A 25760-nucleotide genomic window follows, 5' to 3' on the forward strand; every position below is an offset into this window, starting at 1 on the left:
CGAAGACGGTGAGCTGGGGGTCGTAGCTCCACAGCAGCGCGGCGTAGAGGAGCACCACGACGCCGTCGACGGCGGCCGCGGCGAGGTCGCGGGCGAGTGTCTCGGCGACGGCGTCGTTGGACTGCAGCCGCTGCACGAGGTCCGCCGGGCTGCGCTGGGCGAAGAAGGTGACGGGCAGCCGCAGCAGATGGCGCAGGAAGCGGGCGCTGCTCAGGGTGGAGGAGATGATCCGCCCGCGCAGCAGGTTCGCCTGTTGCAGGCCGGTCAGCACGGCGGTGAGCGCGACCATCACTGCCATCGCGGCGAACAGCGTTCCGAGCAGCGAGGTCTGGCCGCCGATCAGGAACATGTCGATGTAGGTCCGGCTGAGCGCCGGCACCGCCGCGCCGACCGCGACGAGCAGGAGGCTCGCGAGGAACGCGGCGAACAGGGTGCCCCCGGTGCCGCGGAGCCGGGCCGGGACGGCCGCCATGACGCCGGGCTTGCGGCCGCCCTTGCGGAAGGTCCGGTCGGGCTCGAAGACCAGGGCGACACCGGTGAAGCTCGAGTCGAAGTCCTCGGCCGACACGAAGCGGCGGCCCTTGTCCGGGTCGTTGATGTGCACACCACGGCGGCCGAAGCGGCGGCCCATGCCGTCGTACACGACGTAGTGGTTGAACTCCCAGAACAGGATGGCGGGCGCCTGCACGTCGGCGAGCGCCGTCGCCTCCATCTGCATGCCCTTGGCACTCAGTCCGTAACTGCGCGCCGCCTTCAGCACGTTGCTGGCGCGCGAACCGTCCCGGGAGACCCCGCAGGCGATGCGCAGCTCCTCCAGCGGCACATGGCGGCCGTAGTGGGAGAGCACCATGGCGAGTGCGGCGGCGCCGCACTCCACGGCCTCCATCTGGAGCACGGTGGGTGTGCGGACGGCCCTGGGCCGCCGGCCGCTGCGTTCCTTGCGGCGCGGTGCGGGTGCGGCGCGGCGGCTGCCGCGCCGTCCGCCCGGCGCGGGTTCCGGGCGGTGCCTGCGGCGGCCGCCGGCGGGCGGCAACTGCTGCTGGGGGGCGGTGTTGTGGTCGGTGTGCGTCACGGCAGCAGCCAATCGACGGGGCGCTGCTCGGCGAGGTGGACCGCGCCGCCGGTCAGGGTCATGGATTCGAGCGCGTACGGCGGCCCCTCGGAGGAGGACCAGGCGTAGCCGGACTCGGTGCGCGTCGAGCGTTCCAGCTCGACCAGCACGGACACGGGCTGTCCCTTCTGCGAGAACTGCTCGCCCAGCTGGCTGCTGCCGAGGAACGCGGTGATCCGCTGCCTGGTCTGGGCGGTCCTGCCGACGGCCTTCACTCGTCCGCGCAGCACTCCGTACTGCTGTGTGGCCACGGACTGGACGCTGAGATCGACCTTCGCGCCGACGGGCACGCTCGAGCCGTTCTGCGCGGGTACGTACAGCACGGCCATCAAGGGGTCGTCCGCCTGGTCGATCCGTTCGACCGCGGCGACGTCCGCCCCGGTGGTGACGACGGAGCCGATCGTGGCGACGAGTGCGGTGACCCGGCCTGCGGCGATCGTGCGGACGACCGCGCTGCCCTGTGCGGTGCGGACCTTCACCAGGGGAGCGTCGGCGCGGACCCGGTCGCCCTCCTTCGCGAGCACCTCTGTGACCTGTCCGGCCACGGGGCTCTGCAGCACATAACTGCCCTGTGCGTGGGTGAGGATGCCGGAGGCGTCGAGCGTGGAGGACACCGTGCCGGTCAGGGCCCACACGGACGCGGCGATCATGACGACCACCGTGACGGTGAGCACGAGCACGCCCTGAGGGCGGGCGAAGCGCACCGGAAGGTCGATCTCTTCCGGCGATTGCAGCTTGGAAAGGGCCTGTTGGCGGAACTGCACGTTGCTCTTCCCTCAACTGCCGGGGCTTACGGGGAAACCACACGTGTCCGGCGTGCACCGGGAACCACGCGCGGCCGTGCGCCCCGGAACCTGGTCGGCTCCGGGGCACACGGCTCGGCAAAGCCGGCAGAGGGCGCCGGCGAGCCGTGGGTCTTACAGACCGGCGACGAGACCGGTGACCGGGCCGGTGATGGCGGCGGTGTTGATGCCGGTGGCACCCTCGACGACGCCCGTCACGGTGGCGACGGTGCCGGAGACCGGGGCGATGGTGTCAAGGGCGGCGGTGGCGTTGCCCACCACGGCGCTGTGGAGGCCGCCGGCCACGTTGTCGAGCTCGGAGTCGGAGATCTCCTGGGTGGGGACGAAGCTCATGAGAAGTTCCCTTCGGGTGGATATAGCTAATTACTGCGTCCGGCCGCGCCGAATGGGCGGACCGGCCGCCGAGCGGGCGTGGGGGGATTCCCGGATCCGGGAACCCGTTCTTCGAATCCCGCGGTGCGAAGGATCAAAGCACGTAAGCCGGTTGGGCAGCCAATCGCGAACTGCGGATCCAGGCCGAGAACGGCATCGAATTGCCGCTACGTGGACGCCCCTACATCAATTGACGCCATGTCCTTCACCAGATCCGCCACCTCCCGCACGGATCGGACCGGCGATGGCTGCCCGGCGAAGTGGACATTCCCGCACAGACGCAGATAGTTGCAGGTCAGAGCGGGGTGAAGGGTTGGGAGACCGTGTGCCGCCTGCGCATTCGGTGTGCAGATTCACGGCAGGCGAAGGTTGTTTGACGGGGCCTCACAAAGCCTTCACACCGGAGCGGCGAAAAACGTCCGCCACCCCGGAAATCGGGTTACCAACCGATTGCGGAGCGTTGCCTCAGACGGTGTCGGGCGGGGTTTTTCCGGTCGGCGCGGTGATCTGGGCGTGCAGCGCCGCCGCATATGCCTCGTCGGGGTCGAGACGGCGCAGTTCCTCCGCGATGAGCTCCGCGGTACTGCGCACTTTGAGGGCGAGCACCCTGCTGGGCTGTCCCGGGATGCTGAGCCGTGCCACCGGCCCTTCCGGGCGGTCGATGTGGATCTCGCCCTCAGTGGTGTGGAGCCGGACCGCGGTGACGACCGGCCCGTCGGTGACGACCTGCTCGACCGGCACCTTCAGTCGGTCGGCGAACCATCGGGCGAGCAACTCGGCGCTCGGATTGTCTGCCTCGCTCTCGACCACGGCGGACACGACCTCGGCCCTGGCCTGGTCGAGGGCGGCGGCGAGCATCGAACGCCACGGAGTGAGCCTGGTCCAGGCGAGGTCGGTGTCGCCGGGCTCGTATCCGGCGGCACGGGTGTCCAGTTCCTCGATCGGCCGCTCCACCGCGTAGGCGTCGGTGATCCGCCGCTGCGCGAGGGCGCCGAGCGGGTCCCTGGCCGGCACGGGTGGCGCGTCCACCGGCCACCACACCACGACGGGGGCGTCCGGCAGCAGGAGCGGGAGGACCACCGAGTCGGCGCGCTGGGTGAGTTCGCCGTGCAGGCGCAGCAGCACGGTCTCCCCGGCGCCGGCGTCGCTGCCGAGGCGCACCTCGGCGTCGAGCCGGGTGTCGTGGCGGTCGCGCGGTGAGCGGGCGTGGCGCTTGATGACGACGAGAGTGCGGGAGGGGTGTTCGCGGGAGGCGTCGCCGGCCGCCTTGATGGCGTCGTAGGCGTTCTCCTCGTCGGTGACGATGACCAGGGTGAGGACCATGCCGACGGCCGGGGTGCCGATCGCGCGGCGGCCCAGGACCAGCGCCTTGTTGATCTTGCTGGACGTGGTGTCCGTGAGGTCGATCTTCATGGCTTCCGCCAGCTCCGTCCGTCTCGTGCGAGCATGTCGTCCGCTTCCGCCGGGCCCCAGGTGCCCGCCGGGTACTGCGCCGGCTTGCCGCTGCGCTCCCAGAAGTCCTCGATCGGGTCGAGGATCCGCCAGGACTCCTCCACCTCCTCCGTCCGGGGGAAGAGGTTCGCGTCCCCCAGCAGCACATCGAGGAGGAGACGCTCGTAGGCCTCGGGGCTGGACTCCGTGAACGACTCGCCGTAGGCGAAGTCCATCGTCACGTCCCGCAGCTCCATGGACGTACCCGGCACCTTGGAGCCGAACCGCACCGTCACGCCCTCGTCCGGCTGTACCCGGATGACCAGCGCGTTCTCGCCGAGTTCCTCGGTCGCGGTGGAGCCGAACGGCGAGTGCGGCGCGCGCTGGAAGACGACCGCGATCTCGGTCACCCGGCGGCCCAGCCGCTTGCCGGTCCGCAGATAGAAGGGGACGCCCGCCCAGCGGCGGTTGTCGATCCCCAGCTTGATCGCGGCATAGGTGTCGGTCTTCGACTTCGGGTCGATGCCGTCTTCCTGCAGATAGCCGACGACTTTCTCGCCGCCCTGCCAGCCGCTCGCGTACTGGCCGCGCACGGTGTGCAGGGCCAGGTTCTCCGGAAGCTTGACGGCCTTGAACACCTTCAACTTCTCGGTGACGAGGGAGACGGCGTCGAAGGAGACGGGCTCCTCCATGGCGGTGAGGGCGAGCAGCTGGAGCAGGTGGTTCTGGATGACGTCACGGGCGGCGCCGATGCCGTCGTAGTAGCCGGCCCGGCCGCCGATGCCGATGTCCTCGGCCATGGTGATCTGCACATGGTCGACGTAGGACCGGTTCCAGATGGGCTCGAAGAGCGTGTTGGCGAACCGCAGCGCCAGGATGTTCTGGACGGTCTCCTTGCCCAGGTAGTGGTCGATACGGAAGACCTCGTCGTGCGCGAACACGTCGTGCACGATCTCGTTGAGGTCACGCGCGCTCTCGATGTCGTGGCCGAAGGGCTTCTCGATGACCGCCCGGCGCCAGGAGCCCTCGGGCGCGTTCGACAGCCCGTGGTCCTTGAGCTGCTGGACGACCTCGGGGAAGAACCTCGGCGGCACGGAGAGGTAGAACGCGAAGTTGCCGCCGGTGCCCTGCGCCTTGTCGAGGTCCTGCACGGTCGCCTTCAGCTGCTCGAACGCGGCGTCGTCGCCGAAGTCGCCCTGGACGAACCGCATCCCCTCTGACAGCTGCCGCCACACCTCCTCGCGGAACGGGGTCCGGGCGTGGTCCCTGACCGCCTGGTGGACCACCTCGGCGAAGTCCTGGTCCTGCCATTCCCTGCGCGCGAAGCCGACGAGCGAGAAGCCGGGCGGCAGCAGTCCCCGGTTGGCCAGGTCGTAGACGGCGGGCATCAGTTTCCTGCGCGACAGGTCACCGGTGACTCCGAAGATCACCAGCCCCGAGGGTCCGGCGATACGGGGCAGCCGCCGGTCGAGCGGGTCCCGCAGCGGATTCGTCCATTCGCTGTTCCGTGCGGTGTGCTGCGACCGGTTCTGGGCCATGGGGTCAGGCCTCCTTGCGCGAACGGCGTTCGGACGGGTCCGTTCCGAGCATCGCATCTCCCACTGATCTTGTACGGGTACGTCAGCGCGCGCCCGCGGGGATTGATTCCCACGCCGCCACGAACGGCGTACCGGCCCCGCGGGCCGCTGCGGCGGCCGGCACCGCGGGCGGTGTCCGCAGGCGCTCTTGTCTGCTGCCCGCAATCCGCGAACAGTACGTGTCATGGCGACAGTTGTGCTGGTGGGAACGTTGGACACCAAGGGTGTGGAGTACGCCTGGCTGCGCGAGCGGCTGGTGGCCAAAGGCGTCGAGGTGGTCGTCGTCGACACGGGCGTCGCGGGCGAGCCGTGTTTCCGCGCCGACGTGCCGCGCGCCGAGGTGGCCCGTGCGGCGGGTGCCGACCTCGCCCGGCTGCGGGCGGAGGGCGACCGCGGGGCGGCGGTGACGGCGATGGCGGAGGGCGCGGCGAAGACAGTGCTGCGGTTGTACGACGAGAGCCGGCTGCACGCCGTCCTCGCCGTCGGCGGCAGCGGCGGGACGTCCATCGCGACCAGGGCTATGCGCCGGCTTCCGCTGGGCGTACCGAAGTTGATGGTCTCGTCCATGGCCGCCGGAGATGTGTCGGCGTACGTCGGCGCCAGCGACATCACCATGATGTACAGCGTCGTCGACATCGCCGGCGTGAACAGCGTGCTCGGCCCGGTGCTCGCGAACGCCGCCGACGCGGTCGTCGGCATGGCGAAGGGCTTCGCCGCCACCCACAGGGCGCTGCGCCCGGCCGAGCTCGCGGCGGGCCCGCGGCCCCTGGTGGCGGCGAGCATGGCCGGAGTGACGACCCGGGGCGTCGACGCGGCGCGCGAGCGGCTGACCGACCTCGGCTACGAGGTGCTGGTGTTCCACGTCAGCGGGGCCGGCGGCCGGACACTGGAGGCGCTGGCCGGGCAAGGTCTGTTCGCGGGCGTACTGGACCTGACCCTCAGCGAACTCGCCGACGACCTGGTCGGCGGCATCCTGACGGCGGGCCCTGACCGGCTGACTGCCGCCGGACGCCGGGGCATCCCGCAGGTGGTGAGTCTGGGCGCCCTCGACATGGTGAAGTTCGGTCCGCTCGAGACACTTTCCCCCGCTCTGCGCGACCGCCATGTACAGGTGCACAACCCGTCGATCACGGTGGTCCGTACGACGGCCGAGGAGTGCGCGGAGCTCGGCCGCCGGATCGCGGCCAAGCTGCGGGCGGCCACCGGTCCCGCCGAGGTGTGCGTGCCGCTGCGGGGGCTCTCGACGCTGGGCGCCCCGGGCGGCCCGTATCACGATCCGACGCTGGACGAGGCGTTGTTCGCGGCCCTGCGGGAGGGGCTGCGGGGCAGCGCCGTCGGTGTGGTGGAGTACGACACGGACATCAACAGCCCGTCGTTCGGCCGTGCCGCTGCGGACCGTCTGCACCTGCTGATCGGCACGGAGCGGGCGGCGGGCGGCGTCGGCTGACGGCGAGTGGGCGGGGCCTCAGCCGGCCGTGAGCAGGACCCACACCTGACCGCGGGCGAAGTTCAGGCGCTCCCCCGCGGTATCGGTGAACACCGTGTCCCCGCCCTCGGTCGTCCGCTGCCACCGGGCGTCGTGTGCCCTGCCGTCGCGCAGCACCAGCGCGGTGCCGGAACCGACCGTCTCGGTGTACGGGGACACGCTGCCCGAGCGGTCACGGAACTGCGAGGGGCGGACCTGCGTGTACTGCACGACGACGGTCGCCGCCCCCAGAGGCCCGCCGTCCGTGGTTCGCGCGGCGGTGCCGTCGAAGGCCACCAGCCACCGCTTCTGCTCGGCCGACCATGTGAAGGTGAACCGGGCGGACGGATAGCGCACGGTGTGTTCGTCCACCGGCCGACCCTCGTCGGGAGCGGGCCCGAAGCGCATGCCGATGTCCGAGGCGTCGCTCACGTCGTCCGCGGCGGCGAGGGCCCGGTCGGGGCGCACATAGAGGTTGTGGGGTGCCGGGCGGTCGCCGGAGCGGACGAACGCGCCGGGCGCCTTGCCGGGGGGCAGGGCGGCCATGGGAGCCGCATCGATCAAGGGTCTCAGCGCCGACTGGGCACCGGAGTACGCGAGCGCCGGCCGGCCGAACTGCCTCAGCAGCGCGATGTCGGACTCACGGGCGCTGCGTACCGGTCCGACCCGCGGCGGCAACTGCGAGGAGAACACGGCCAGTATGCGGCTGAGTCCGGACTCGACCTGCTCGACGTACACGATGTCGGCCGCCCCGAGTCCGGTGTGCGGCCGCGCCGGAGGGACGTTGTCGATCTTGACTGCGAGGACCGGCCCGGACCGCCCGGGCATACCGGTGAAGTACGAGGTCCGCTGCTGCTTTTCGGGGCGCGCGCTCGCGTCGGTGCCCGGCTCCCGGTCGGTGCAGCCGAAGAGGGAGAGGGCCAGTACGGCAGCGGTCGACGCGGCGACCATGGTGCCGCCCCGCCCCGGTCCGGCTCTGCGTCCGCGGCTGCTGTTCGTGTCCATCGGCCCTCGTTCTTCCGGCCCTCAAGTGCACCACGGAAGACGGCATGCGGACAGTCCCCGACACCAGCCGGTCACGGCAGCAGCTGCTCCGTCCAGATGGTCTTGCCCGAGGCGGTGTACCTGCTGCCCCACCGGTGCGTCAGCTGGGCGATGAGGAACAGTCCGCGTCCGCCCTCGTCGGTCGGCCGGGCCCGGCGCAGATGCGGCTGGGTCTCACTCGGGTCCGCGACCTCGCAGACCAGTCGCTGGTCCTTGATGAGCCGTACGCTCACCGGGCCTCCGGCGTAACGAATCGCGTTGGTGAGCAGCTCGCTGACGATCAGTTCCGTGGTGAAAGCGAGCTCGTCCAGCCCCCATTCGGCGAGTCGCTCAGTGACGAGGGCCCTCGCATCCGACACCATCCGCACGTCCGCCGGGAACTCCCAGGCGACGACGGAGCCCTCCGGCAAGGCGGAGACACGCGCCAGCAGCAGAGCCGCGTCGTCGTCCGGTGGCCGTGCCAGGAACGGGGCGAGCATCTCGCGCCCGATCTCGGTCACCGCTCTCCCGGCGCTCCCGGCGCTCCCGGTGCGAGAGGCCGTGGCCCGCAGGTACTCGACGACATGACCGGCACCCGTGCCGGCCGCCTCCGACAGCGATCCCGCGGTGAAGGCCAGCAGGTCGCCGGGCTCGAGCTCCACCTCCACCGGCTCGAAGGGCGCGCCCTCGAGGCCGAGCGCCGGGCCCGCCTGCAGCTCCACCCGGTCGGTCTCCCCGGACATCCGGGCCAGCACGGGCGAGGCATGGCCCGCGCCGGCCATCAGGCAGCGCGCAGTCACCGGGTCGTAGACGGCGTACAGACACGTCGCACCCCGGACACTGCCGTCCGAGTCGCCCGGCTGCTCGTCGTCGGCGAGCCGCACCACGAGGTCGTCCAGGTGCGTCAGCAGTTCGTCGGGAGGAGGGTCCAGGTCGGCCAGTGTGCGCACCGCCGTGCGCAGACCGCCCATTGCCGCGGCCGCGTTGAGGCCGTGTCCCCGAACGTTTCCCACCACGAACGCCACCCGCGTCGAGGAGAGGGTGATGACGTCGAACCAGCTGCCGCCCGTGCCGGCCAGCGTCCTGCCGGGCACGTAGATGCCGGCCGTATCGGCCGCCGTCAGCTTCAGCGCCGGCCGGGGCAGCAGGCTGCGCTGCAGGGTTTCTGCCGTGCGGCGCTCGCGTGTGTAGCGTCGTGCGTTGTCGATGGCGAGGGCGGCACGGGAGCAGATGTCCTCCGCGACCGCGGCGTCCCGTGGGTCGAAGGGCGGCTGCACGGCTGTGCGCCACAGCGACACCGCGCCCAGGACGTGTCCGCGGGCCTGCAGCGGCACCACCATGTAGGAGGCGGTTCCCGGCGCCAGCACCAGCCGGCACCGTTCGGGGTCCTTGGCGATCCGGGGCCGCAGCTCCTCGATGTCGGGCACGATGACCGCCGACCCTCCGCGAAGGCGTTCGCTCTCGTACGCCTTGACGCGGACGACGGAGCCCTGCGGGTACAGCTCCCTGGGCCACGGGCCGCCGGGTGCGAGGACGGTGACCCGGCGCAGCGGCGCGCCGGTGGCGAACTCGCCGGGCTCCTCGCCGATGAGCACGGCCTCCGTGATGTCCACGCAGACGAGGTCGGCGAAGCCCGGGACCAGCAGATCGGCGAGCACCTGGGTGTTGCGGCCGACCTCCAGGGAGCGGCCGAGTGCGGACGCCGCCGTCCCCACGAGCACCGAGCGCCGTCGCGCTCGTTCCTGCTCGGTCACGTCGGTGAAGGTCACCGCGACTCCGCGGACGACCCCGTCACGGCCGGCCAGGCGCAGGGCGGAGAGCGAGACGCTCCGCTCACGTTCGGGCGCCTCGGCGAGACGGGCGGTGGTGACGAAGTCGATCAGCGGCTCGCCGGTCGCGACGACGCGGCGCAGCTGCGCGTCCACGGACGCCGCGTCCTCCGGCACCAGCACCTCGTCCAGCCGGCGGCCGGAAGGCGGGGTGGACAGCAGGGGGTCGTTCGGCAGCCTGTTGCCCCGCACGAGCCGCAGATCCGCGTCGTGGACGGCAAGGCCGATACCGGTCTGCGAGAAGAGCGCCCGGAGCAGTGCGTCGTTCTCGTCCCACCGGTCGGCGAGGTCCACCGGGACGAGCCGTAGAAGAAAGCGTGCGCCCAGGAGACCGTCCACGGGCAGCAGGTCGAGCTGCACGCCGCGCGGACCACCGGCGCACTTCAGGGAGGTACGCACCGAGCGCGGGGCGGGGGCGGGTGTGTGATCACGGAGAGCGGGCCAGGCTCCCGGATCGGTGAGAAGGTCCTGCACGGGACGGCCCTGCAGGTCTGCGGCAGTCGATCCGGTGAGCTCCACGGCGCCGCCGGTGCAGGCGATCACACCGCCCGCGTGATCGATGACGAGCAGCGCCGAGTCCTCCGGCCGCTCCGATCCCGTGCTCACGATGTGGCCGCTGGTGCTCACTCCTCGATCACTCCCAGGGGGCGCTCCCGGAATCGGCGCCGCCGGTGCGGCAGACGTATGGAACCCCGCGCCTACATTCAACGCCAGAGCGCCCGGTCTCGCCCGTCGGCACGAAGCACCGGCACGGAAACGAGCCCGGAGGCGCTGCCCGTCGCGGAGTCGCGCGGCCGGTAATCGAACGTGACAGCGAGCACGAGCAGGTTTTAGGATCTTCGGTACGGCATCGCGTGCCGGTCACCGACCGGGTGAGGCATGGAGGTGCCCGTGAGTTTGCCTTACGGAGGCATTCCACAGTGTCAGTAGAGCTGAACCACACCATCGTTCTCGCCCGGGACAACCGGCAGTCCGCCGAATTCCTCGCCCACATTCTGGGGCTCGAACTCGGCGAGGAATGGGGGCCGTTCATCCCCCTCACCCTCAGCAACAACGTCACCCTCGACTTCGCGACCGTCGATCACGACGTCCCGTTGCAGCATTACGCGTTCCTGATCTCCGAGGCGGAGTTCGACCAGGTCTTCCAGCGGATCCAGGAGGCGGAGATCACGTACTACGCCGACCCGCACGGCAAGCGGCCCAGGGAGATCAACCACAACGACGGGGGCCGCGGGATGTACTTCAACGACCCTGCCGGTCACGGCATGGAGGTCATCACCAGGCCGTACGGCAGCGGAAGCTGACGTCAAGCCCCTCGCACGCCGCGGTCCGTCGGCTCCCCGCCGCGGCCTCGGCGTGCGAGGGCCCGCTGGGCACGGCTCAGCAGCGTGCCGGGGGACAGCACGCGCAGTGCGGCACGAGCGGCGTTGGCGCCCGGCGCACCGTGCACTCCACCGCCGGGGTGCGCGCCCGCCGAGGCGAGATAGAGCCCCGCGACCGGTGTCTCGGGGCGGCCGGTGCCGGGCATCGGGCGGAAGATCAGCTGCTGATGGACGGCGGTCGTGCCGCCGTTGATCGCTCCGCCGCGCAGATTGGCGTCCAGGGCCTCGAGGGTCGGTGGAGCGAGGATGCGGCGGGCCAGGATCCGGGCACGGAACCCGGGCGCGTACCGCTCCACCTGCTCCTCCAGCCGATCGGCCATGGCCTCCTGTTCACTCGGGTCCCACCGGCCGGTCAGTCCGTCGTCCCCCGCGTCGCCCTTGGTGCGGTGCGGGACATGGGTGTACGCCCAGGCCGATTCGGTGCCGCCGGGTGACCGGGTGGCGTCCGCCGCGGTCATCTGGCCGAAGAGCACGAACGGGCGGTCGGGCACCTGACCCATCGCCAGCTGTGCGGCGAACCGGGTGAGCCCGTCGACGCCGTCGGCCACATGAACCGTACCGGCGGTGGCCGCCTCTCCGGCGGTCCACGGAACGGCGCCGTCCAGCGCCCAGTCGACCTTGAAGGTGGCGAAGTCCCACTGGAAGCGCCGCAGATCCCGCAGCAGCCGGGGCGGCAGGTGCCGCTCGTCGACCAACTCCCCGTACAGGGCCGGTACGGACACATCCGCCAGCACCGCACGGCCGGCCGGTACCGACTCGCCCGACGCGGTCCGTACGGCCACGGCACGGCCTGCGCGCACGACGACTTCGACGGCCCGTTCGCCGCATCTCACCGCACCGCCACGGTGTTCGAGCCTGCGCACCAGGGCCGCCGTCAGCATGCCTGCACCGCCGACGGGCACGGGGAAGCCGTGGCTCTGACCGAGCATCGACATCAGCCAGCCGAACCCCCCGCTGCCCGCCGCCTCCGGCGCGAGATCCGCGTGCAGCGCGCTCCCCGCGAGGAGCAGCCTGCCCGCCTCTGCCCCGAACTCCTCCTCCCCCAGCCGGCGCACGGGCAGCAGCAGCGTGCGCGCCAGCCGCAGGCCGCCTCCGGCACGCAACCGGGCAGCCAGCCGGGCCGAGGCCCGCACGGGTGGGAAGGGCGTGAACAGCAGTTCCAGGATGTCCGGCCGCAGCCGCTCCCACACGTCGTACAGGTCCTGCCACGCGGCGCCGTCGCCGGAGGCAAAGGCGTCCAGGCCGGCCGCGGTGTCCTCGGCGCGGCGTTCCAGGACGGCGCACCGGCCGTCGGCCAACGGGTGGGCGAGCACCCGGGGCGCGTGGCTCCAGCGCAGCCCGTCCCGCTGCAGCTCCAGAGCGGACAGCACCGGAGAGGCCGCGGCCAGCGGATAGAAGGCGCTGCACACGTCGCTCACGAAGTCGGGATGGACACCCCGGTCGCTGCGCACGGCGCCACCCGGTTCCGGCTGCGCCTCCAGGACCTCGACGCTCCAGCCCGCGTCCGCGAGGAGATTAGCCGCAACGAGACCGTTCGGTCCCGCTCCGATGACCACTGCGTCCGGCATCGCTGTCTCCTGAGGTCTCGACGACGTGTGCCAGGCGGCTGAGCATCTTGCGATGGCGCAGGGCCAGGAGGGCGTCGAAGACGGCGTTGTGCAGGGCCCCTCCGGCCCCGGTCAGGGGATGCTCGTCGACGATGACCAGGGTGTACGCGCCCCAGGGCCGGACGTCGACGGCGATCCTCGCACTGCCCAGCGGCCCGCTCTCCGCCTCCAGCTCGAGGATGCGCGGCGGTTCGCAGCGGCGCACCGTCGTCCTGCCGTTCAGGGTCCACGGGCCGATCCGCACGGTGTACTCGAGGGCGGAGCCCACGTCGGGCCAGTCGCCGGGGCCGGGCCTGCTGTCCGCCGTGCCGAGGACCCAGTCGCTGTAGCGGTCCCTGTCCTCCAGGACGGACCACACCGCTTCGGGGGACCTTCTGATCAGCTGGTTGTAGACGGCCATGAGTCCTCCCGCACAAGGCGCTGACGTTCCTGGACTCGCGGGTGCCCACTCCTTCACGGTTCATGACCGGCCTCGGGACGGGCCACCGTGAGCCGCGTCGCGTCACGGGGAGCCGGGCGGCTGATCCTCCTCGGGGCGCCGTCCGCCGAAAATCCGTCGACCGGCTCACTCGCGCCCTTCCCGGATGGCGCAATGTCTCTTTATGCCCATTAGATGTAACGAAGTGTGCGCGCTGAGGCGGCGCACGACGAACGACACGGTTTACGCCACCGGATGTTCCGCGAACGGAGCCCGCGCCATGACCACCGACCCCAACGCTTCCTTTCCGTCCGACTACCAGGACGACCGACCGCGGCCGCCCGACAGGACCTCTGAGGCGGCCCACGTCGCGCCGACGCACGCCACTCGCGCCGTTCCGCCCATACCCCCGCTCCCTCCCCACCCGCCGGTGTTTCCCCCGTCGCCGACGGTGCCCACCGGCCCGGTCGGTCCTCCTGCTCCGGACCCCGTCGCCCCGTCGCCCGTCGCCCCGGCGCCAGTCCAGCCGGCGCCCGTCGACCCGGACCCCGTCCACCCGGCGCCCCTCGCCCCGGCGCCAGTCCACCCGGCGCCCGCCCACCCTGCGCCCGAATCGAGGCACCCGTACGAAGATCCGCGGCCGGTGCCCGACGCGTTCCCGCCGCTGGACGCGGAAGAGGCCCCGCGGCCGTCCTCCACCGCGAGCGAGCAGCCCTCACCCCTGAACGCCGCGCCCTTCCGGCCACAGACCGGCGCGTCCGAGCCGTCGTCCCCGCTGAACGGCACGGCCGACGGGGCCCTGCCCGTGCGTGACATCGCCGTGGATCCGACGCCGGTGCGCGACGCGGTCGCGGACCCGCATCCGCTGCGCACGACGCCGGTGCCACCCCTGAGCCCACTCCCGGCTTCCGACGCCCCCTCGGACGACGCGCACGACCCGCACGACCCGCACGACCCGCACGACCCGCACGACCTGCACGACCCGCACGACCCGCACGACCTGCACGACCTGGACTCCGTCCTGGCGGACGTGAACGCCCCGGACGTGGACACCGTGGCCCCGGCACCACACGCGGACCCGCTCCAGGACGGCCCGGCGAACGACAGCGAGCAGCCGATCCAGACGCTCCTGTGGACGGCCGCCACCGAGCGCCCCGTCGCGGAGGTCGCCGCGCTGGTGAGCCGGCTGAAGTGCACCGGCGAGGTCGACAGCCCCGGCGACGTGGCCCTTCGAGCGGCGGCGGTCTCGCGTCCTCTGGAGGAGGTCAGGGAACTGGTCGCCCTCCTCAAGAACGAGCACCCGAACGACCTGCACGAAGCCGCCACCACCCTGCGTGCCGCCGCCGTCGGCAGGTCCATCGAGGACGTGGTGGAGCTCGTGAACATGATCGGCACGGACGCGACCGAGTGGCAGTGCCCGCCGAATGAGGCCGCCGCCGAGGGCCAGGAGCCGCTGTCCCGCGCGGCCGGCGACCGCGGCCCCGTCGACACCACGGCGGTCGCGCCTGCGGCGGCCCCCGCCGCCCCTGGCCCCGCCCCTGCCTCTGCGGAGCGGGCGAAGCAGTCGGCGCCGTGGCCCACGACGGCGCTCGACAGCGCGCTCGCCGCCGGTCCGAGCAGCCACACCGTCTCCCCCGCGATGCGTGCGCCACTGCGCTGGCCCGCGGCCCTCGCCCTGTTCGCCTGCGGCATCATCCATCTGCCGACCGACGCTGCGGGCCTGCGCTCCGGCGGCTACGCCGAGACGCTCTCCGTCGCCGTCATGGTGCTCTGCCTGGTCGTGGCCGTGTGGCTCGCCGTACGGGACACCGTGCTGGTCTGGGCCGCCGCCGCCGGACTGGCGGTCGGCATCGTCGCGCTGCACGCCCTGACGGGCCTGGGCACGCTCAATCTGCTGCAGAGCAGCCTGGGCGCTTCGTTCGGCTGGGCGAGGGCAGCCGCAGTGCTGTGTGCCGGTGCGGGCGCGATCATCGCCGGCTCCGTCCTCCTGCGCCGCCCGGAGCCGGCGGCCGGTGCGACACCCAACAGCTGAGCGCTCCCCCGCCGCAGAGCTGCCTTCGGCCTTCCGCCACGGCCCGCCCGCCGCTGCGGAAGGCCTGCGGCACGTCAGCTTCCGGGACCGTGTCTCCCGGGACCGCGCTCGTCAGGGCCGCGCCGGTCGGGAGCAGCCGTCTCCTTCCGTACCGGTTCGGGTTCCTCTTCCCGTTCCCCTTCGGCCTGCGACGGAGTGGTGCGGGGAAAGTTCTGTCCGCGGACCGGATCGTCTTCCCGTTCGCCCTCGGCCTGCGAGGGTGTCTGCTCGCTCATGGGACATCTCCTCACCGTCTGAGCCGGATGGCACGGGTCGCCGGGTTCCCGGGGGCGAAGCTGCCAATCATGGGCCGCTGATGGCCCGCGGATCGTGCGGGAGTGCGGCCGTTGGCGGCCCGCCGAAGATGGCACAGGCCCGACATCGCATGCCCTACCGGAGAAAGGGCGGTGGCAATCCGATGGATTCCGACACCGACATCCTGGACGTGGCGGCCGATGCCGCCGCGCGGACCGGACGCGCCGTCGACGCGGCCCGCAGAGCGCTCGCGAGCAAGGGGGTGTACCTCATGCCCTCGGACGACGTCCTCGCCTGCGTCGGCGCGGACGCCACCTCCTGGACCCGCTTCGCTGCCCACTGGGCGGACCTGGCGGTGGACGAGTACGCCGCCGGGCACGGCATCCGCCGGCTGCGGCGCTACGGACATTTCCTCCTCGCGCCGGCGACCGGAGTGCTGAAGCTCCTGCCGCACGAGGTCTTCGTCCAGCCGGACGACACGAACCCTCCGCACACGATGGTGGAGCGTCACTTCGAGCCCCTGACCGGCGCTTTCATAGCCGACCCCGCTCTGCGTTCCCTCCTCGCGCTGCTGGGCCGGACGGCAGGTGCCCTCGGCTCGCCCCAATGGTGGAGCGTCAAGGTGCACCCCTTGCGGGTGATCGCCACGGAGGACGACAAGAGCGAGCCCACGCCGGAGGGCCGGCACCGGGACGGTGTGACGCTCGTGTCCTCGCTGCTGATCGGACGTGGCAACGCCACCGGCGGGGAGAGCACCGTGTACTCGTCCGAGGGCGACAAGGTGCTGTCGGGGACGCTGCACGAGCCGGGGAGTCTGCTGCTGTCCGACGACCGCACCACGTTGCACGGTGTGTCGCCGATCCGGCCGGTAGACGCCGGACTGCCGGCCTACTGGGACGTCCTCGTCACGACCCTCACCCCGGACTGACGCTGCGAGGAGCGGCCGTGCGGCGAAACTCGCCGGACACCCCTCCACGCCGACGGTGGACATCATCCCCTCAAAATCCCCGGTCGTGTGGGGGGCGAACAGGGGAATGCCCAGGTTTCCCGTGAGTCCGCATCGGTTACACGGGTTTGATGTGGCCCGCTTCGGTATGCGACAGGTACGACAGCAAGAGCAGCGAATGACGGTCGCGGACAGCAGTTCGACGTCCGGGCGGAGCGGGACGCGATACACCGCGGGCGCGACGGTGCTTCGCTGGCTGACGACCACCGATCACAAGACCATCGCGAACATGTATCTGGTGACCGCGTTCGGCTTTTTCCTTTTCGCGGGGCTGCTCGCCATGCTGATGCGTGCGGAGCTCGCGAGGCCCGGTCTGCAGATCGTGTCGAACGAGCAGTACAACCAGTTGTTCACCATCCACGGCACCGTGATGATGCTGCTGTTCGCCACACCGACCTTCGTCGGGTTCGCCAACGCCGTGATGCCGCTGCAGATCGGCGCGCCGGATGTCGCCTTCCCACGGCTCAACGCCTTCACGTACTGGGTGTTCCTGTTCGGCGGCCTGATGGTGGTATCGGGCTACCTGACGAGCAACGGGGCAGCCTCCTTCGGCTGGTTCGCCTATGCCCCGCTCAACGGGCCGGTGCACTCGCCGGGCACCGGCGGCGACCTGTGGGCCATGGGTCTGGTCGTCTCGGGTCTGAGCACGATCCTGGGTGCGGTCAACTTCATCGCCACCGTCGTGTGTCTGCGCGCTCCCGGTATGACGCTGTTCCGCATGCCCATCTTCACGTGGAACGTGCTGTTCACGTCGATTTTGGTGCTGCTGGCCTTTCCGGTGCTGACCGCCGCCCTGCTGGCACTCGAGGCCGACCGCAGATTCGGTTCCCATGTCTTCGACCCGGCGAACGGCGGGGCCCTGCTGTGGCAGCACTTGTTCTGGTTTTTCGGGCATCCGGAGGTCTACATCGTGGCCCTGCCGTTCTTCGGCATCATCACCGAGATCCTGCCGGTGTTCAGCCGTAAGCCGGTCTTCGGGTATTTCGGGCTGATCGGTGCGACCGTCACCATCACTGGTCTGTCCGCAGTGGTGTGGGCGCACCATATGTTCGCGACCGGTGCGGTGTTGCTTCCGTTCTTCTCGCTGGCGTCGCTGCTGATCGCCGTGCCGACCGGGGTGAAGTTCTTCAACTGGATCGGAACCATGTGGCACGGATCGCTGTCGTTCGAGACACCGATGCTGTGGGCGATCGGCTTTCTCACGACGTTCCTCTTCGGAGGGCTCACCGGGGTGCTGGTGGCTTCGCCGCCGCTCGACTTCCACACCACCGACAGCTATTTCGTGGTCGGGCACCTCCACTACGTGCTGTTCGGCACCGTCGTCTTCGCCATGTTCGCCGGGTTCTACTTCTGGTGGCCCAAGTTCACCGGCCGGATGCTCGACGAGCGGCTCGGCAGGATCCACTTCTGGACCCTGTTCGTGGGTTTCCAGCTGACCTTCCTGGTGCACCACTGGCTGGGAGCCCAGGGGATGCCCCGCCGTTACGCCGACTATCTGGCCGCCGACGGCTTCACCACGCTCAACACCCTCTCCTCCATCGGTGCCTTCCTGCTGGGGGCGTCGACGCTTCCGTTCTTCTACAACGTCTGGAAGACCTGGCGGTACGGCGTGCAGGTCACCGTGGACGACCCGTGGGGCTTCGGCCGGTCGCTGGAGTGGGCCACCTCGTGCCCGCCGCCGCGCCACAACTTCGTGGCGCTGCCCAGGATCCGCTCCGAGTGCCCCGCCTTCGACCTGCACCATCCGCAGGTCGCCGCAGCGCGCCCCAAGAGGGTCGGCGAGGGACCGGGGCGGCTGACATGAAGCCGGAAGCCCTGCTCTTCCTCGGAGTCGCCGTGTTCTTCGCCGCGTCCGCCATGATCTACGGGTGGTGGGCGGGAGATCCGACCGGGACCGCGGTGCTGGTCGTGTCGTTCCTGATGGCCGCCCTCGTCACGTTCTTCCTGGGGCGGCAGGACCGGCGCCTGGGCACCGTCCCGCAGAACCGCGGGCAGGCCGAGGTCCGTGACACCGCCGGCCCGGTCGCCTTCTTCCCGCCGCGCAGCTACTACCCGGTGCTCGCCGCCGTGGGCACCGCGGTCCTGGCGTTGGGCGTCGTCTACGGGCTGTGGCTGTTCCTCATCGGCGCGGGGCTGCTCGCACCGGCCGTCTTCGGCTTCGTCTTCCAGTACAACGACCCCGAACCGTGAGCCCTTGTGCGCGTCGGCGGGTCACGCCAATCCCGGCTACGCCTTGGCGCGCGGCTGCTCGCCCTGTTCTTCCTCCGGGTCCGCGTCGAAGTGCTCGGCGTGCGCCCGGTTGTCGGGGTGGAACCAGGCGCTGACGGCGCGCCGGACCCTTTGCGGCCGGGTGTCCTCGGCGCCTTCCTCGGTCGCCGGCAGCGGGCTGGGCGGTGCACGGTGTGTCATGACGTACCGCATCTCGGGAGACAGCGGCCGATGGCGTTCGCCGTAGGTCCCTTCGACGGACTGCCGGAGGTCGCCCGTCTCCTCCCCCTCGGCCAGCACTTCCGCCTCATGTGCCTGCAGCGCCAGGCACAGCCGCTTGGTGAGCCAGAAGGCCGCGACGGGCCCGAGAACCACCAGCACACGCATGACCCACGTCAGTGCGTTCACCGAGACGTCGAAGGTGAACGCGACGATGTCCTGGCCGCCGGCCACCAGGAGCAGACCGTAGAACACGATGGCGGCGACGCCGAGCCCCGTGCGTACCGGCCGGTCGCGGGGACGGTCGCAGAGGTGCTGTTCGCCGCGTTCCGCGGTGATCCACCGCTCCAGGAAGGGGTACGCGTACAGGGCGAGGAAGAACACGCCGGGGAACACGACCGCCGGAATCAGCGGGTTCCACTGGACGGTGTGACCCCACAGCCGGGTCTCGAAGCCGGGCATGACACGCATCGCGCCCTCGATGAAGCCGAGGTACCAGTCGGGCTGCGCCCCGACGGACACCTGATCCGAACGGTAGGGCCCGTACGCCCAGACGGGGTTGACCTGCGCGAGCCCCCCGAGCGCGGCGAGCACGCCGAAGACCATGGCGAACAGGCCGCCCGACTTGGCGGTGAAATGCGGAAACATGGGGCGGCCCACCACGTTGGCGTTGGTTTTTCCCCGCGCCGCCCACTGGGTGTGCTTGAGGTGGAAGACCAGGATCAGGTGCGCCGTCACCGCGGCCAGCAGCAGCCCCGGCAGCAGCAGGATGTGCACCGGGTAGAGCCGGGAAATGATGTCCTCGCCCGGGAACTCGCCGCCGAAGACGAACATGCTCAGGTAGGAGCCGACGATCGGGACGGACAGGATGAACCCCTGGGCCGTGCGCAGCCCGGTGCCGGACAGCAGGTCGTCGGGCAGCGAGTAGCCGGCGAACCCCTCCAGGATCGTGACGACCAGAAGGGTCACGCCGATCACCCAGTTGGCCTCGCGCGGTCGGCGGAACGCACCGGTGAAGAACACCCGCAGCATGTGCACGCCGATCGCCGCGACCATCACCAGCGCGGCCCAGTGGTGGATCTGACGGATCAGCAGACCGCCGCGCACATCGAAGCTGATCTCCAGCGTCGATGCGTAGGCCTCGCTCATGCGGATGCCGAGCATCGGCGTGTAGGCGCCGCGGTACACCACCTCCCCCATGCCCGGCTCGAAGAACAGCGTCAGGTACACGCCGGTGATCAGCAGCACCACGAAGCTGTAGAGCGCCAGTTCACCGAGGAGGAACGACCAGTGGTCCGGAAACGCCTTGCGCAGCAGTGCTCCGCCGTCGAACAGCGGCAGGCGGGCGTCGAGGGCGCCGGACGTGTCCTTCGCCGCCCGTTCGGCCCTGCGCCTCAGTTGTTCCCTCCTCGAAAGCACCCGCCACGCACCTCTCACCGACGATCCGGCCTTCCGCGACCTCGCGGCCGACGTCAGCCTTACCCGGAAAAGGTGGTTTGTCCCTCACCGAAGACGCGAGCCCCGTCGCCGGTACGAGGGAGTGCCCGCGCTCAGGCGCCGTGTACGGACAACCGTTCCGCCGCCGCCGCCGTCTTCTTCGCGTGGTTCCGCGCGTCCCGTGCCGTACGGTCCGCAGCAGCCGCGCGGTCACGGGCCTCCCGCATCCCGTCCTCCGTCCGGCGCCGCTGCTTCCGGGCCTGTGTCAGCTCCCGTTCCAGCGCGGCCACCCGCTCGCCCGACTCCTCGGACGCGGCCTGCGCCTGCTCGAGCTCGGCCGCCGCCGCTTCCCGGGCCTGCTCGCTCTCGCGGGCTCGTCGCTCGGCCGCCTCGGCTTCCTGCCGGGCCCGGTCGAGCTTTTCACGGTGACGCCGGTCGCGGCGGTCCTCGTCCGGCTCCGCCGCGGGCGCCGGAGTCTTTGCGCGGGGGCGCGCAGGGGTCGCGACGGCCCCTGCGCTCGCTTCGAGGCCGCTGAAGCCGACGGGTGCGCTCAGCGGCTTCTCGAGATGGCCCGCGGCCCATTCCCGCGCGGCCTGCGGATCGGCCAGGACGGCGTGCAAGGTGGCCTCGACCTCGTGCAGGGCGTTGTCGCCGACGGCCTGTCCCGCGTCCGCCGCCAGCTGCCGGGCCTCTTTGGCCAGCGCCCCCACCAGCAGATGCTGCTGTCTGCCCAACTCGCGCAGCTGCTCGCCGTCGAGGTCGCGGTGGGCCGCGCGCAGCCCCTCGCCGAGGCTGATCAGCGGCTGGATCTTCTCCGGTTCCCGGCGTACCAGCAGATTGCAGGCCCACGCGGACACCGTCGGCCTGCGCAGCGCGCGGATCCCTTCGGCCAGCTCCCGGTCCCCCGCCTGGCGGGCGGCCGCCGCAGCCGCGTTGCGGGCCGCCGTGAACTCCTGGGGCCGCAGGGCGTACAGCTCGTCGAGAACAGTTTCCAGTTCCACCGCGCTCCTTACGGTCGCCCCGCCGGACACCGGCCGCTTCCCAGGATTCCATTCCGGCCCGGTCCTGCCATCCGGCTCCGCCGGCTGCCCCCGGACGAGAGGTGTCCTCGGGCACGACCGCCGTCCGCCCGTGCCATGATCGCCGCTATGTCTCCCGCTCCTTCTCCCGTGGTCTGGCCCGCCGCACTCACGACCCGACGTCTCGCGCTGCGTCCCGTCGAGCGGGCGGACGTGCCGGTGATCGCCCGGCTGTGGACGGACCCCGAGGTGCGACGGCACCTCGGGGGGCCGGTGGACAGCAACGTCGTCCGGATCCGCGAGCAGAGGTGCGTCGGCGCCCGCGGGGTGTTCGCGGTCGCACGCCGGGCGGACGACGCGATCGTCGGCCTCGTGAGTGTGGAGCCCGACGCCCGGGACGGCAGGACCGAGGTGTCGTACCAGTTACTGCCGGAGTACTGGGGCCATGGCTACGGGGGCGAGGCCGTCGCCGCCGCCGTCGACTGGGCTCGGAGCAACGTCACGTCCCGCGTCCCCGGGGTGACGGCGTTGACACAGCAGGCCAACGCCCGGTCCAGGCGGCTGCTCGAACGTCTCGGCGCCACGCTGGTGGACAGCTTCGTCGAGTGGGACGAGCCCCAGGTCCTCTACGCGTTCCCGCCCCTGGCGTAGGGCCGGGCCGTGGTGGTCGCGCGATGCCAGGGAGGGCTGTTGTGCCCGCGCGTCGTCCCCGCGGCGCCGCGCGGCACGGACCCGCGGCGGTTGTGGCACTGGATGCGGCGAACCCGTAGGCGCGGACCCCAAGGGGCCGTCCGCCTCGATGCGAGACCGGCAGCGGCCCCAAGCCGTCCGCCTCCGCGCCGGGCCCGCCGGACGGCCCTCGGGGTCCGCGGTTGGCTCACTCCGCCCGGTCGGCGGCCGCGTGGAGCGCGGCCACGTCGAGCCTCTTCATGCCGAGCATGGCCGCCATCGCACGCTGGGCACGGGTCTCGTCCTTGTCCGCCAGCAGCTCCCCCAGGGCGGCCGGGACGACCTGCCACGACAGGCCGTACTTGTCCTTCAGCCACCCGCAGGGGCCCTCCTGGCCGCCCTCGCCCAGCTTCTCCCAGTAGTAGTCGACCTCCTCCTGGTCCGCGCAGTTGATCAGCAGGGAGATCGCCTCGTCGAAGACGAACTCCGGGCCGCCGTTGATCGCGGTGTACTCCTGGCCGTCGAGGACGAAGTCCACGGTCAGCACGGTGCCCGCCGCCCGGGGCCCCGCCTCGCCGTAGTACGAGATGTGCTTGATCTCCGAGTTCGGGAAGACCGAGACGTAGAACTCGGCGGCTTCCTCGCCCTGGGTGTCGAACCAGAGGTTCGGGGTGATCCGCGGCATCGGTGCTCCTGGTGGTCGGGTCGGTGTGGCCCTGCTGCGGTACTGACCATCGCACCCTCCGGAATTCATCGCTCGCGTCGCCACAGCGCCGGGCGGAGGATAGGAGCGATGACCGGATCTGTGACCCTGATCAGTGAGAGTCCGGAAGACCCGTACTCGCACGGTCGAGCCGCCGCCGTGGTGCTCGACCGGCGCGGCCGGGTGTCCGGCTGGAGCGAACGCGCTCGTGCGCTGACGGGCTACTCCGCCGAGGACGTGCTCGGCCGTTCCGCGATGGAGACCCTGGTGGACCCGGCCGACCGCGACGTGGTCGTGGAGGCCACCACCGCGTGCATCAGGAACCGCGGCTGGTTCGGCGTCGTGCCGGTGCTGGGCAGCGACGGCAGCAGGCTCCGCCTCGGGATCCGGGCGCGCTGGGTGACACGCGAGGCGGGGGTCTACGAGTGGTATCTGGTGGCCGCGCCCGCCGAGGAGGTCCTCCAGTGGGAGATCGACCGTTCGGTCATGGACGGCATGTTCCGCAGGTCGCCCATCGGTCTGGCGGTGCATGACACCGACCTGAGCATTCTGCGGATCAACCGGGCGATCGCCCGCATCGGCGGCGTCAGCAGCGAACAGGCACGGGGCCACCGCATCGGTGACTTCCTCATCCGCTCGGACGCGGAGACCGTCGACGAGGGGCTGCAGAAGGTGCTGGAGACCGGCACTCCGATGATCTTCACGGAGCAGCCGTGCCGGGTGCCGGGCGGACCCGGCAGGCCCGACAGGGAGCGATACGTCTCGGTGTCCGCGTTCCGCATGGAGGATTCCGCCGGCCGGGTCCTCGGGGTGACGCAGCTGGTGGAGGACGTCACAGAAGGTCACCGCGCGCGCCGGAGGCTCGCTCTGCTCACCGAGGCGGGCGCCACCATCGGAACCACGCTGGACGTACAGACCACGGCGGAGGAACTGGCGCGGGCGGCGGTGCCCGGCCTGGCCGACTGTGTTTCGGTCGACCTCCTCGAGCCGGTCAGCCGCGGCGAGGAACCCGTCCCCGGCGGCGTGGGCCCGGTGCGCAGGACGGCGAACAGGACGATCACGCCCGAGACCGCCCATCTCCTCTTCCCGGTGGGCACGGTGAACTCGTTCCCGAAGGACACGCCGCAAGGGCGGTGCCTGTCCACCGGGAAGCCCGTCCTGAAGCCGTACATCGACCTCTCCGGCTTCCTCACGACCATGGGCCGGGGCACGACGACCGGACTCCAGAACGTCCATTCACTGATGGTGGTCCCTCTGACGGCACGTGGGCTCGTCCTGGGATTCGTCAGCCTGTGGCGGTCCCGCCTGCCCGATCCGTTCGAGGAGGACGACCTCACCCTGGCGAGCGAACTCGCCGCCCGTGCCGCCGTCTCCCTCGACAACGCCCGCCGCTTCACCCAGCAGCACCGGGCCGCGCTCGCGCTGCAGCGGCGTCTGCTGCCGAGGGAGCTGCCGGCCCATCCGGCGGTCGTCGTGGCGCACCGCTACATGCCGGCGGGCGGGACGACCGGCGTCGGCGGCGACTGGTTCGACGTCATTCCGCTGTCCGGGGCCCGGGTCGCCCTCGTCGTCGGCGACGTCGTCGGTCACGGCATCAACGCCGCCGCCACGATGGGCCGTCTGCGGACTGCCGTGCACACGCTGGCCGATCTCGACCTCGAGCCCGACGAGGTGCTCTCCCATCTCGACGACCTGGTGAACCGGCTGGCCGGGGAACAGGAGGAGGACGTCGAGGGCGGGCCGGGAGAACAGGTGGTGGGCGCGACCTGTCTGTACGCCGTGTACGACCCCGTGACCCAACGCTGCTCCCTCGCCCGGGCCGGGCACCCGCCGCCGGCGGTGATGTCACCCGAGGGAGACGTGAGCGTGCCGGATCTGCCTGCCGGGCCCCCGCTGGGTCTCGGCGGACTGCCGTTCGAGGCGGCGGAGCTGACACTTCAGGAAGGCAGCGTCATCGCCCTCTACACAAACGGTCTGGTCGACGGTGCGATGCACGACATGGAGGCCGGACTGGCCCAGCTGTGCGAGACGCTGGCGGGGCCGACCCGGCCACTGGAGGACACCGCCCAGGCGGTCGTCGACCGGCTGCTGCCGGAGCGGCCCTCCGACGACGTCGCGCTGCTGCTGGCTCAGACTCACACCCTGGCGCCGGAGTTGGTCGCCACCTGGGAGCTCGCGGCGGAGCCGACCGCTCCGTCGCGGGCCCGTCAGCTCACCGCGGACCAGCTGGTGGCGTGGGGGCTGGAGGAGATGGTCTTCTCCACGGAGCTGATCGTCAGCGAGCTGATCACCAACGCCTACCGCTACGCGGGCGGCCCCCTGACGCTACGGCTCATCCACCACCAGCGGCTCATCTGCGAGGTCTCCGACCCGAGCAGCACGTCCCCCCATCTGCGGCGGGCGCGCAGCACCGACGAAGGCGGGCGGGGCCTGCTCCTGGTCGCCCAGCTGACGGCACGCTGGGGCACACGGCACACGCGGGAAGGCAAGACCGTCTGGACCGAGCAGGCGCTGCCGCCGCTCCTCGGCGGACTGCCCGAACCCGGACCCGGACTTGACCTCGGAGCCTTGCCGTAGTCACCGCGGGGCCTCGTCACACCCACCCGCCCGGGCCGGGCCGTGGCGGTCGATCCGGCCCGCCTCCTCGACCCGGCCGTGCCGGCAGCGCCGCCTCGGGCAGCCCGATGGCCGCTGCGACGAACGGACCGAGTGCCGGCTCGCCGCGGCGGGGTCACCAGTCGCCGTCGGCGACCGCCTTGCCCCGCCGGGGCGCGTCGCCCAGGGGCAGGACCTGGCCGGGCGCCGGGGGCTGCCACGGGGCGTGGTCGTCACCGAGCCAGTCGCCGACCGGCTGCACGTCACTGAGGTTCTGCGCGGGCGGGAGGTCGGCGGCGTTCTCGTCGTAGTACTCGAACCAGGGCAGCCCGGCCCGCGTGTAGGCGGCACGGTCGACGGGCGACGGGGGCGCGTCCTCGCCGGTGATGCGGCGCCACTCGGGCGGGGTCACCAGGTGGACGAACACCCGGCCGGCAGGCTCCGCCGCCCAGTCGGAGAAGCGCCGGTCGTGCGACTCGAGCTCGAACGGCTCGCGCAGGTACACGGCGCCGTTCCAGCTCTGCCGGTAGGGAGGCAGGCCGTGCTCGCCGGCGTCCACG

General features: G+C 71.4%; 22 protein-coding genes. 8 read left to right on the forward strand and 14 right to left on the reverse strand.

Features of this window, described 5'->3' with window-relative positions; all coding sequences use genetic code 11:
• The 5 genes from ABZ070_RS20495 to zwf form a co-directional block, all read right to left on the reverse strand.
• The coding region (locus tag ABZ070_RS20495) for a cysteine peptidase family C39 domain-containing protein (RefSeq protein ID WP_356635839.1) at positions 1–1033 on the reverse strand (1033 nt) is incomplete at its 3' end.
• 35 nt (positions 1034–1068) lie between these two features.
• A complete protein-coding gene (locus ABZ070_RS20500) occupies positions 1069–1875 on the reverse strand; it encodes an HlyD family efflux transporter periplasmic adaptor subunit (protein ID WP_356635800.1) in 807 nt (268 codons plus the stop codon).
• Between the two features lie 153 nt (positions 1876–2028).
• On the reverse strand, positions 2029–2247 hold the full coding sequence (locus tag ABZ070_RS20505; RefSeq protein WP_356635802.1) for a type A2 lantipeptide: 219 nt from the start codon (positions 2245–2247) through the stop codon (positions 2029–2031).
• Between the two features lie 504 nt (positions 2248–2751).
• Positions 2752–3699: a glucose-6-phosphate dehydrogenase assembly protein OpcA gene (gene opcA / locus ABZ070_RS20510; RefSeq protein ID WP_356635804.1), complete on the reverse strand. Its 948-nt coding sequence runs from the start codon at positions 3697–3699 to the stop codon at positions 2752–2754.
• The gene (zwf, locus tag ABZ070_RS20515) at positions 3696–5255 is read right to left on the reverse strand and encodes a glucose-6-phosphate dehydrogenase (protein ID WP_356635806.1); all 1560 of its coding nucleotides are present in this window, start codon (positions 5253–5255) and stop codon (positions 3696–3698) included. Before zwf ends, opcA begins: the two co-directional genes overlap by 4 nt.
• Before the next feature lie 223 nt (positions 5256–5478).
• On the opposite strand from zwf, the gene ABZ070_RS20520 reads away from it, so the two are divergent.
• Entirely contained in the window at positions 5479–6741 is a 1263-nt protein-coding gene (locus ABZ070_RS20520) for a Tm-1-like ATP-binding domain-containing protein (protein ID WP_356635808.1), read from the forward strand.
• An 18-nt stretch (positions 6742–6759) separates the two neighbouring features.
• On the opposite strand, the gene ABZ070_RS20525 is transcribed toward ABZ070_RS20520, so the two are convergent.
• Entirely contained in the window at positions 6760–7764 is a 1005-nt protein-coding gene (locus ABZ070_RS20525) for a DUF3048 domain-containing protein (RefSeq protein ID WP_356635810.1), read from the reverse strand.
• A gap of 71 nt (positions 7765–7835) precedes the next feature.
• Positions 7836–10217, reverse strand: a complete 2382-nt coding sequence (locus ABZ070_RS20530; RefSeq protein WP_356635812.1) for a SpoIIE family protein phosphatase — start codon at positions 10215–10217, stop codon at positions 7836–7838.
• Between the two features lie 314 nt (positions 10218–10531).
• On the opposite strand from ABZ070_RS20530, the gene ABZ070_RS20535 reads away from it, so the two are divergent.
• On the forward strand, positions 10532–10915 hold the full coding sequence (locus ABZ070_RS20535; protein ID WP_356635814.1) for a VOC family protein: 384 nt from the start codon (positions 10532–10534) through the stop codon (positions 10913–10915).
• A 2-nt stretch (positions 10916–10917) separates the two neighbouring features.
• Here the strand turns inward: ABZ070_RS20535 and ABZ070_RS20540 are convergent, their stop codons facing one another.
• Both ABZ070_RS20540 and ABZ070_RS20545 read right to left on the reverse strand, forming a co-directional pair.
• Positions 10918–12561, reverse strand: coding sequence for an NAD(P)/FAD-dependent oxidoreductase (locus ABZ070_RS20540; RefSeq protein WP_356635816.1), 1644 nt, complete (start codon positions 12559–12561; stop codon positions 10918–10920).
• Complete coding sequence (locus tag ABZ070_RS20545; RefSeq protein WP_356635817.1) at positions 12509–13000, reverse strand: SRPBCC family protein; 492 nt, start codon at positions 12998–13000, stop codon at positions 12509–12511. The genes ABZ070_RS20540 and ABZ070_RS20545 overlap by 53 nt, the downstream gene beginning before the upstream one ends.
• Positions 13001–13661: 661 nt before the next feature.
• Between ABZ070_RS20545 and ABZ070_RS20550 the strand changes: the two genes are divergently transcribed.
• Complete coding sequence (locus tag ABZ070_RS20550; RefSeq protein ID WP_356635819.1) at positions 13662–15050, forward strand: hypothetical protein; 1389 nt, start codon at positions 13662–13664, stop codon at positions 15048–15050.
• A 74-nt stretch (positions 15051–15124) separates the two neighbouring features.
• Here the strand turns inward: ABZ070_RS20550 and ABZ070_RS20555 are convergent, their stop codons facing one another.
• Entirely contained in the window at positions 15125–15325 is a 201-nt protein-coding gene (locus tag ABZ070_RS20555; protein ID WP_356635821.1) for a hypothetical protein, read from the reverse strand.
• A gap of 182 nt (positions 15326–15507) precedes the next feature.
• Here ABZ070_RS20555 and ABZ070_RS20560 point away from each other — a divergent pair, with 182 nt between their 5' ends.
• The 3 genes from ABZ070_RS20560 to ABZ070_RS20570 all read left to right on the forward strand — a co-directional run bounded on the left by ABZ070_RS20560 (position 15508) and on the right by ABZ070_RS20570 (position 18540).
• Positions 15508–16272 (forward strand): 2OG-Fe dioxygenase family protein, encoded by a 765-nt coding sequence (locus ABZ070_RS20560; protein WP_356635823.1) that lies wholly within the window; start codon positions 15508–15510, stop codon positions 16270–16272.
• A gap of 196 nt (positions 16273–16468) precedes the next feature.
• A complete protein-coding gene (ctaD, locus tag ABZ070_RS20565) occupies positions 16469–18154 on the forward strand; it encodes a cytochrome c oxidase subunit I (protein WP_356635825.1) in 1686 nt (561 codons plus the stop codon).
• Entirely contained in the window at positions 18151–18540 is a 390-nt protein-coding gene (locus tag ABZ070_RS20570; protein ID WP_356635827.1) for a cytochrome c oxidase subunit 4, read from the forward strand. Before ctaD ends, ABZ070_RS20570 begins: the two co-directional genes overlap by 4 nt.
• Positions 18541–18576: 36 nt before the next feature.
• Here the strand turns inward: ABZ070_RS20570 and ABZ070_RS20575 are convergent, their stop codons facing one another.
• Positions 18577–20175 carry a ubiquinol-cytochrome c reductase cytochrome b subunit gene (locus tag ABZ070_RS20575; RefSeq protein WP_356635841.1) on the reverse strand — a complete coding sequence of 533 codons (1599 nt, stop codon included), beginning with the start codon at positions 20173–20175 and terminating at the stop codon, positions 18577–18579.
• Positions 20176–20327: 152 nt separating this feature from the next.
• A complete protein-coding gene (locus ABZ070_RS20580) occupies positions 20328–21215 on the reverse strand; it encodes a hypothetical protein (protein WP_356635829.1) in 888 nt (295 codons plus the stop codon).
• Between the two features lie 147 nt (positions 21216–21362).
• Here ABZ070_RS20580 and ABZ070_RS20585 point away from each other — a divergent pair, with 147 nt between their 5' ends.
• On the forward strand, positions 21363–21884 hold the full coding sequence (locus tag ABZ070_RS20585; RefSeq protein WP_356635831.1) for a GNAT family N-acetyltransferase: 522 nt from the start codon (positions 21363–21365) through the stop codon (positions 21882–21884).
• Positions 21885–22110: 226 nt separating this feature from the next.
• On the opposite strand, the gene ABZ070_RS20590 is transcribed toward ABZ070_RS20585, so the two are convergent.
• Positions 22111–22587 (reverse strand): VOC family protein, encoded by a 477-nt coding sequence (locus ABZ070_RS20590; RefSeq protein ID WP_356635833.1) that lies wholly within the window; start codon positions 22585–22587, stop codon positions 22111–22113.
• 108 nt (positions 22588–22695) lie between these two features.
• Between ABZ070_RS20590 and ABZ070_RS20595 the strand changes: the two genes are divergently transcribed.
• Positions 22696–25182 (forward strand): SpoIIE family protein phosphatase, encoded by a 2487-nt coding sequence (locus tag ABZ070_RS20595; RefSeq protein ID WP_356635835.1) that lies wholly within the window; start codon positions 22696–22698, stop codon positions 25180–25182.
• A 154-nt stretch (positions 25183–25336) separates the two neighbouring features.
• Here the strand turns inward: ABZ070_RS20595 and ABZ070_RS20600 are convergent.
• Positions 25337–25760 (reverse strand): GyrI-like domain-containing protein (locus ABZ070_RS20600; RefSeq protein WP_356635837.1); only part of this gene is annotated, 424 nt, incomplete at its 5' end.

The sequence above is a fragment of the Streptomyces sp. NPDC006283 genome, assembly GCF_040613325.1.
Lineage (GTDB): Bacteria > Actinomycetota > Actinomycetes > Streptomycetales > Streptomycetaceae > Streptomyces.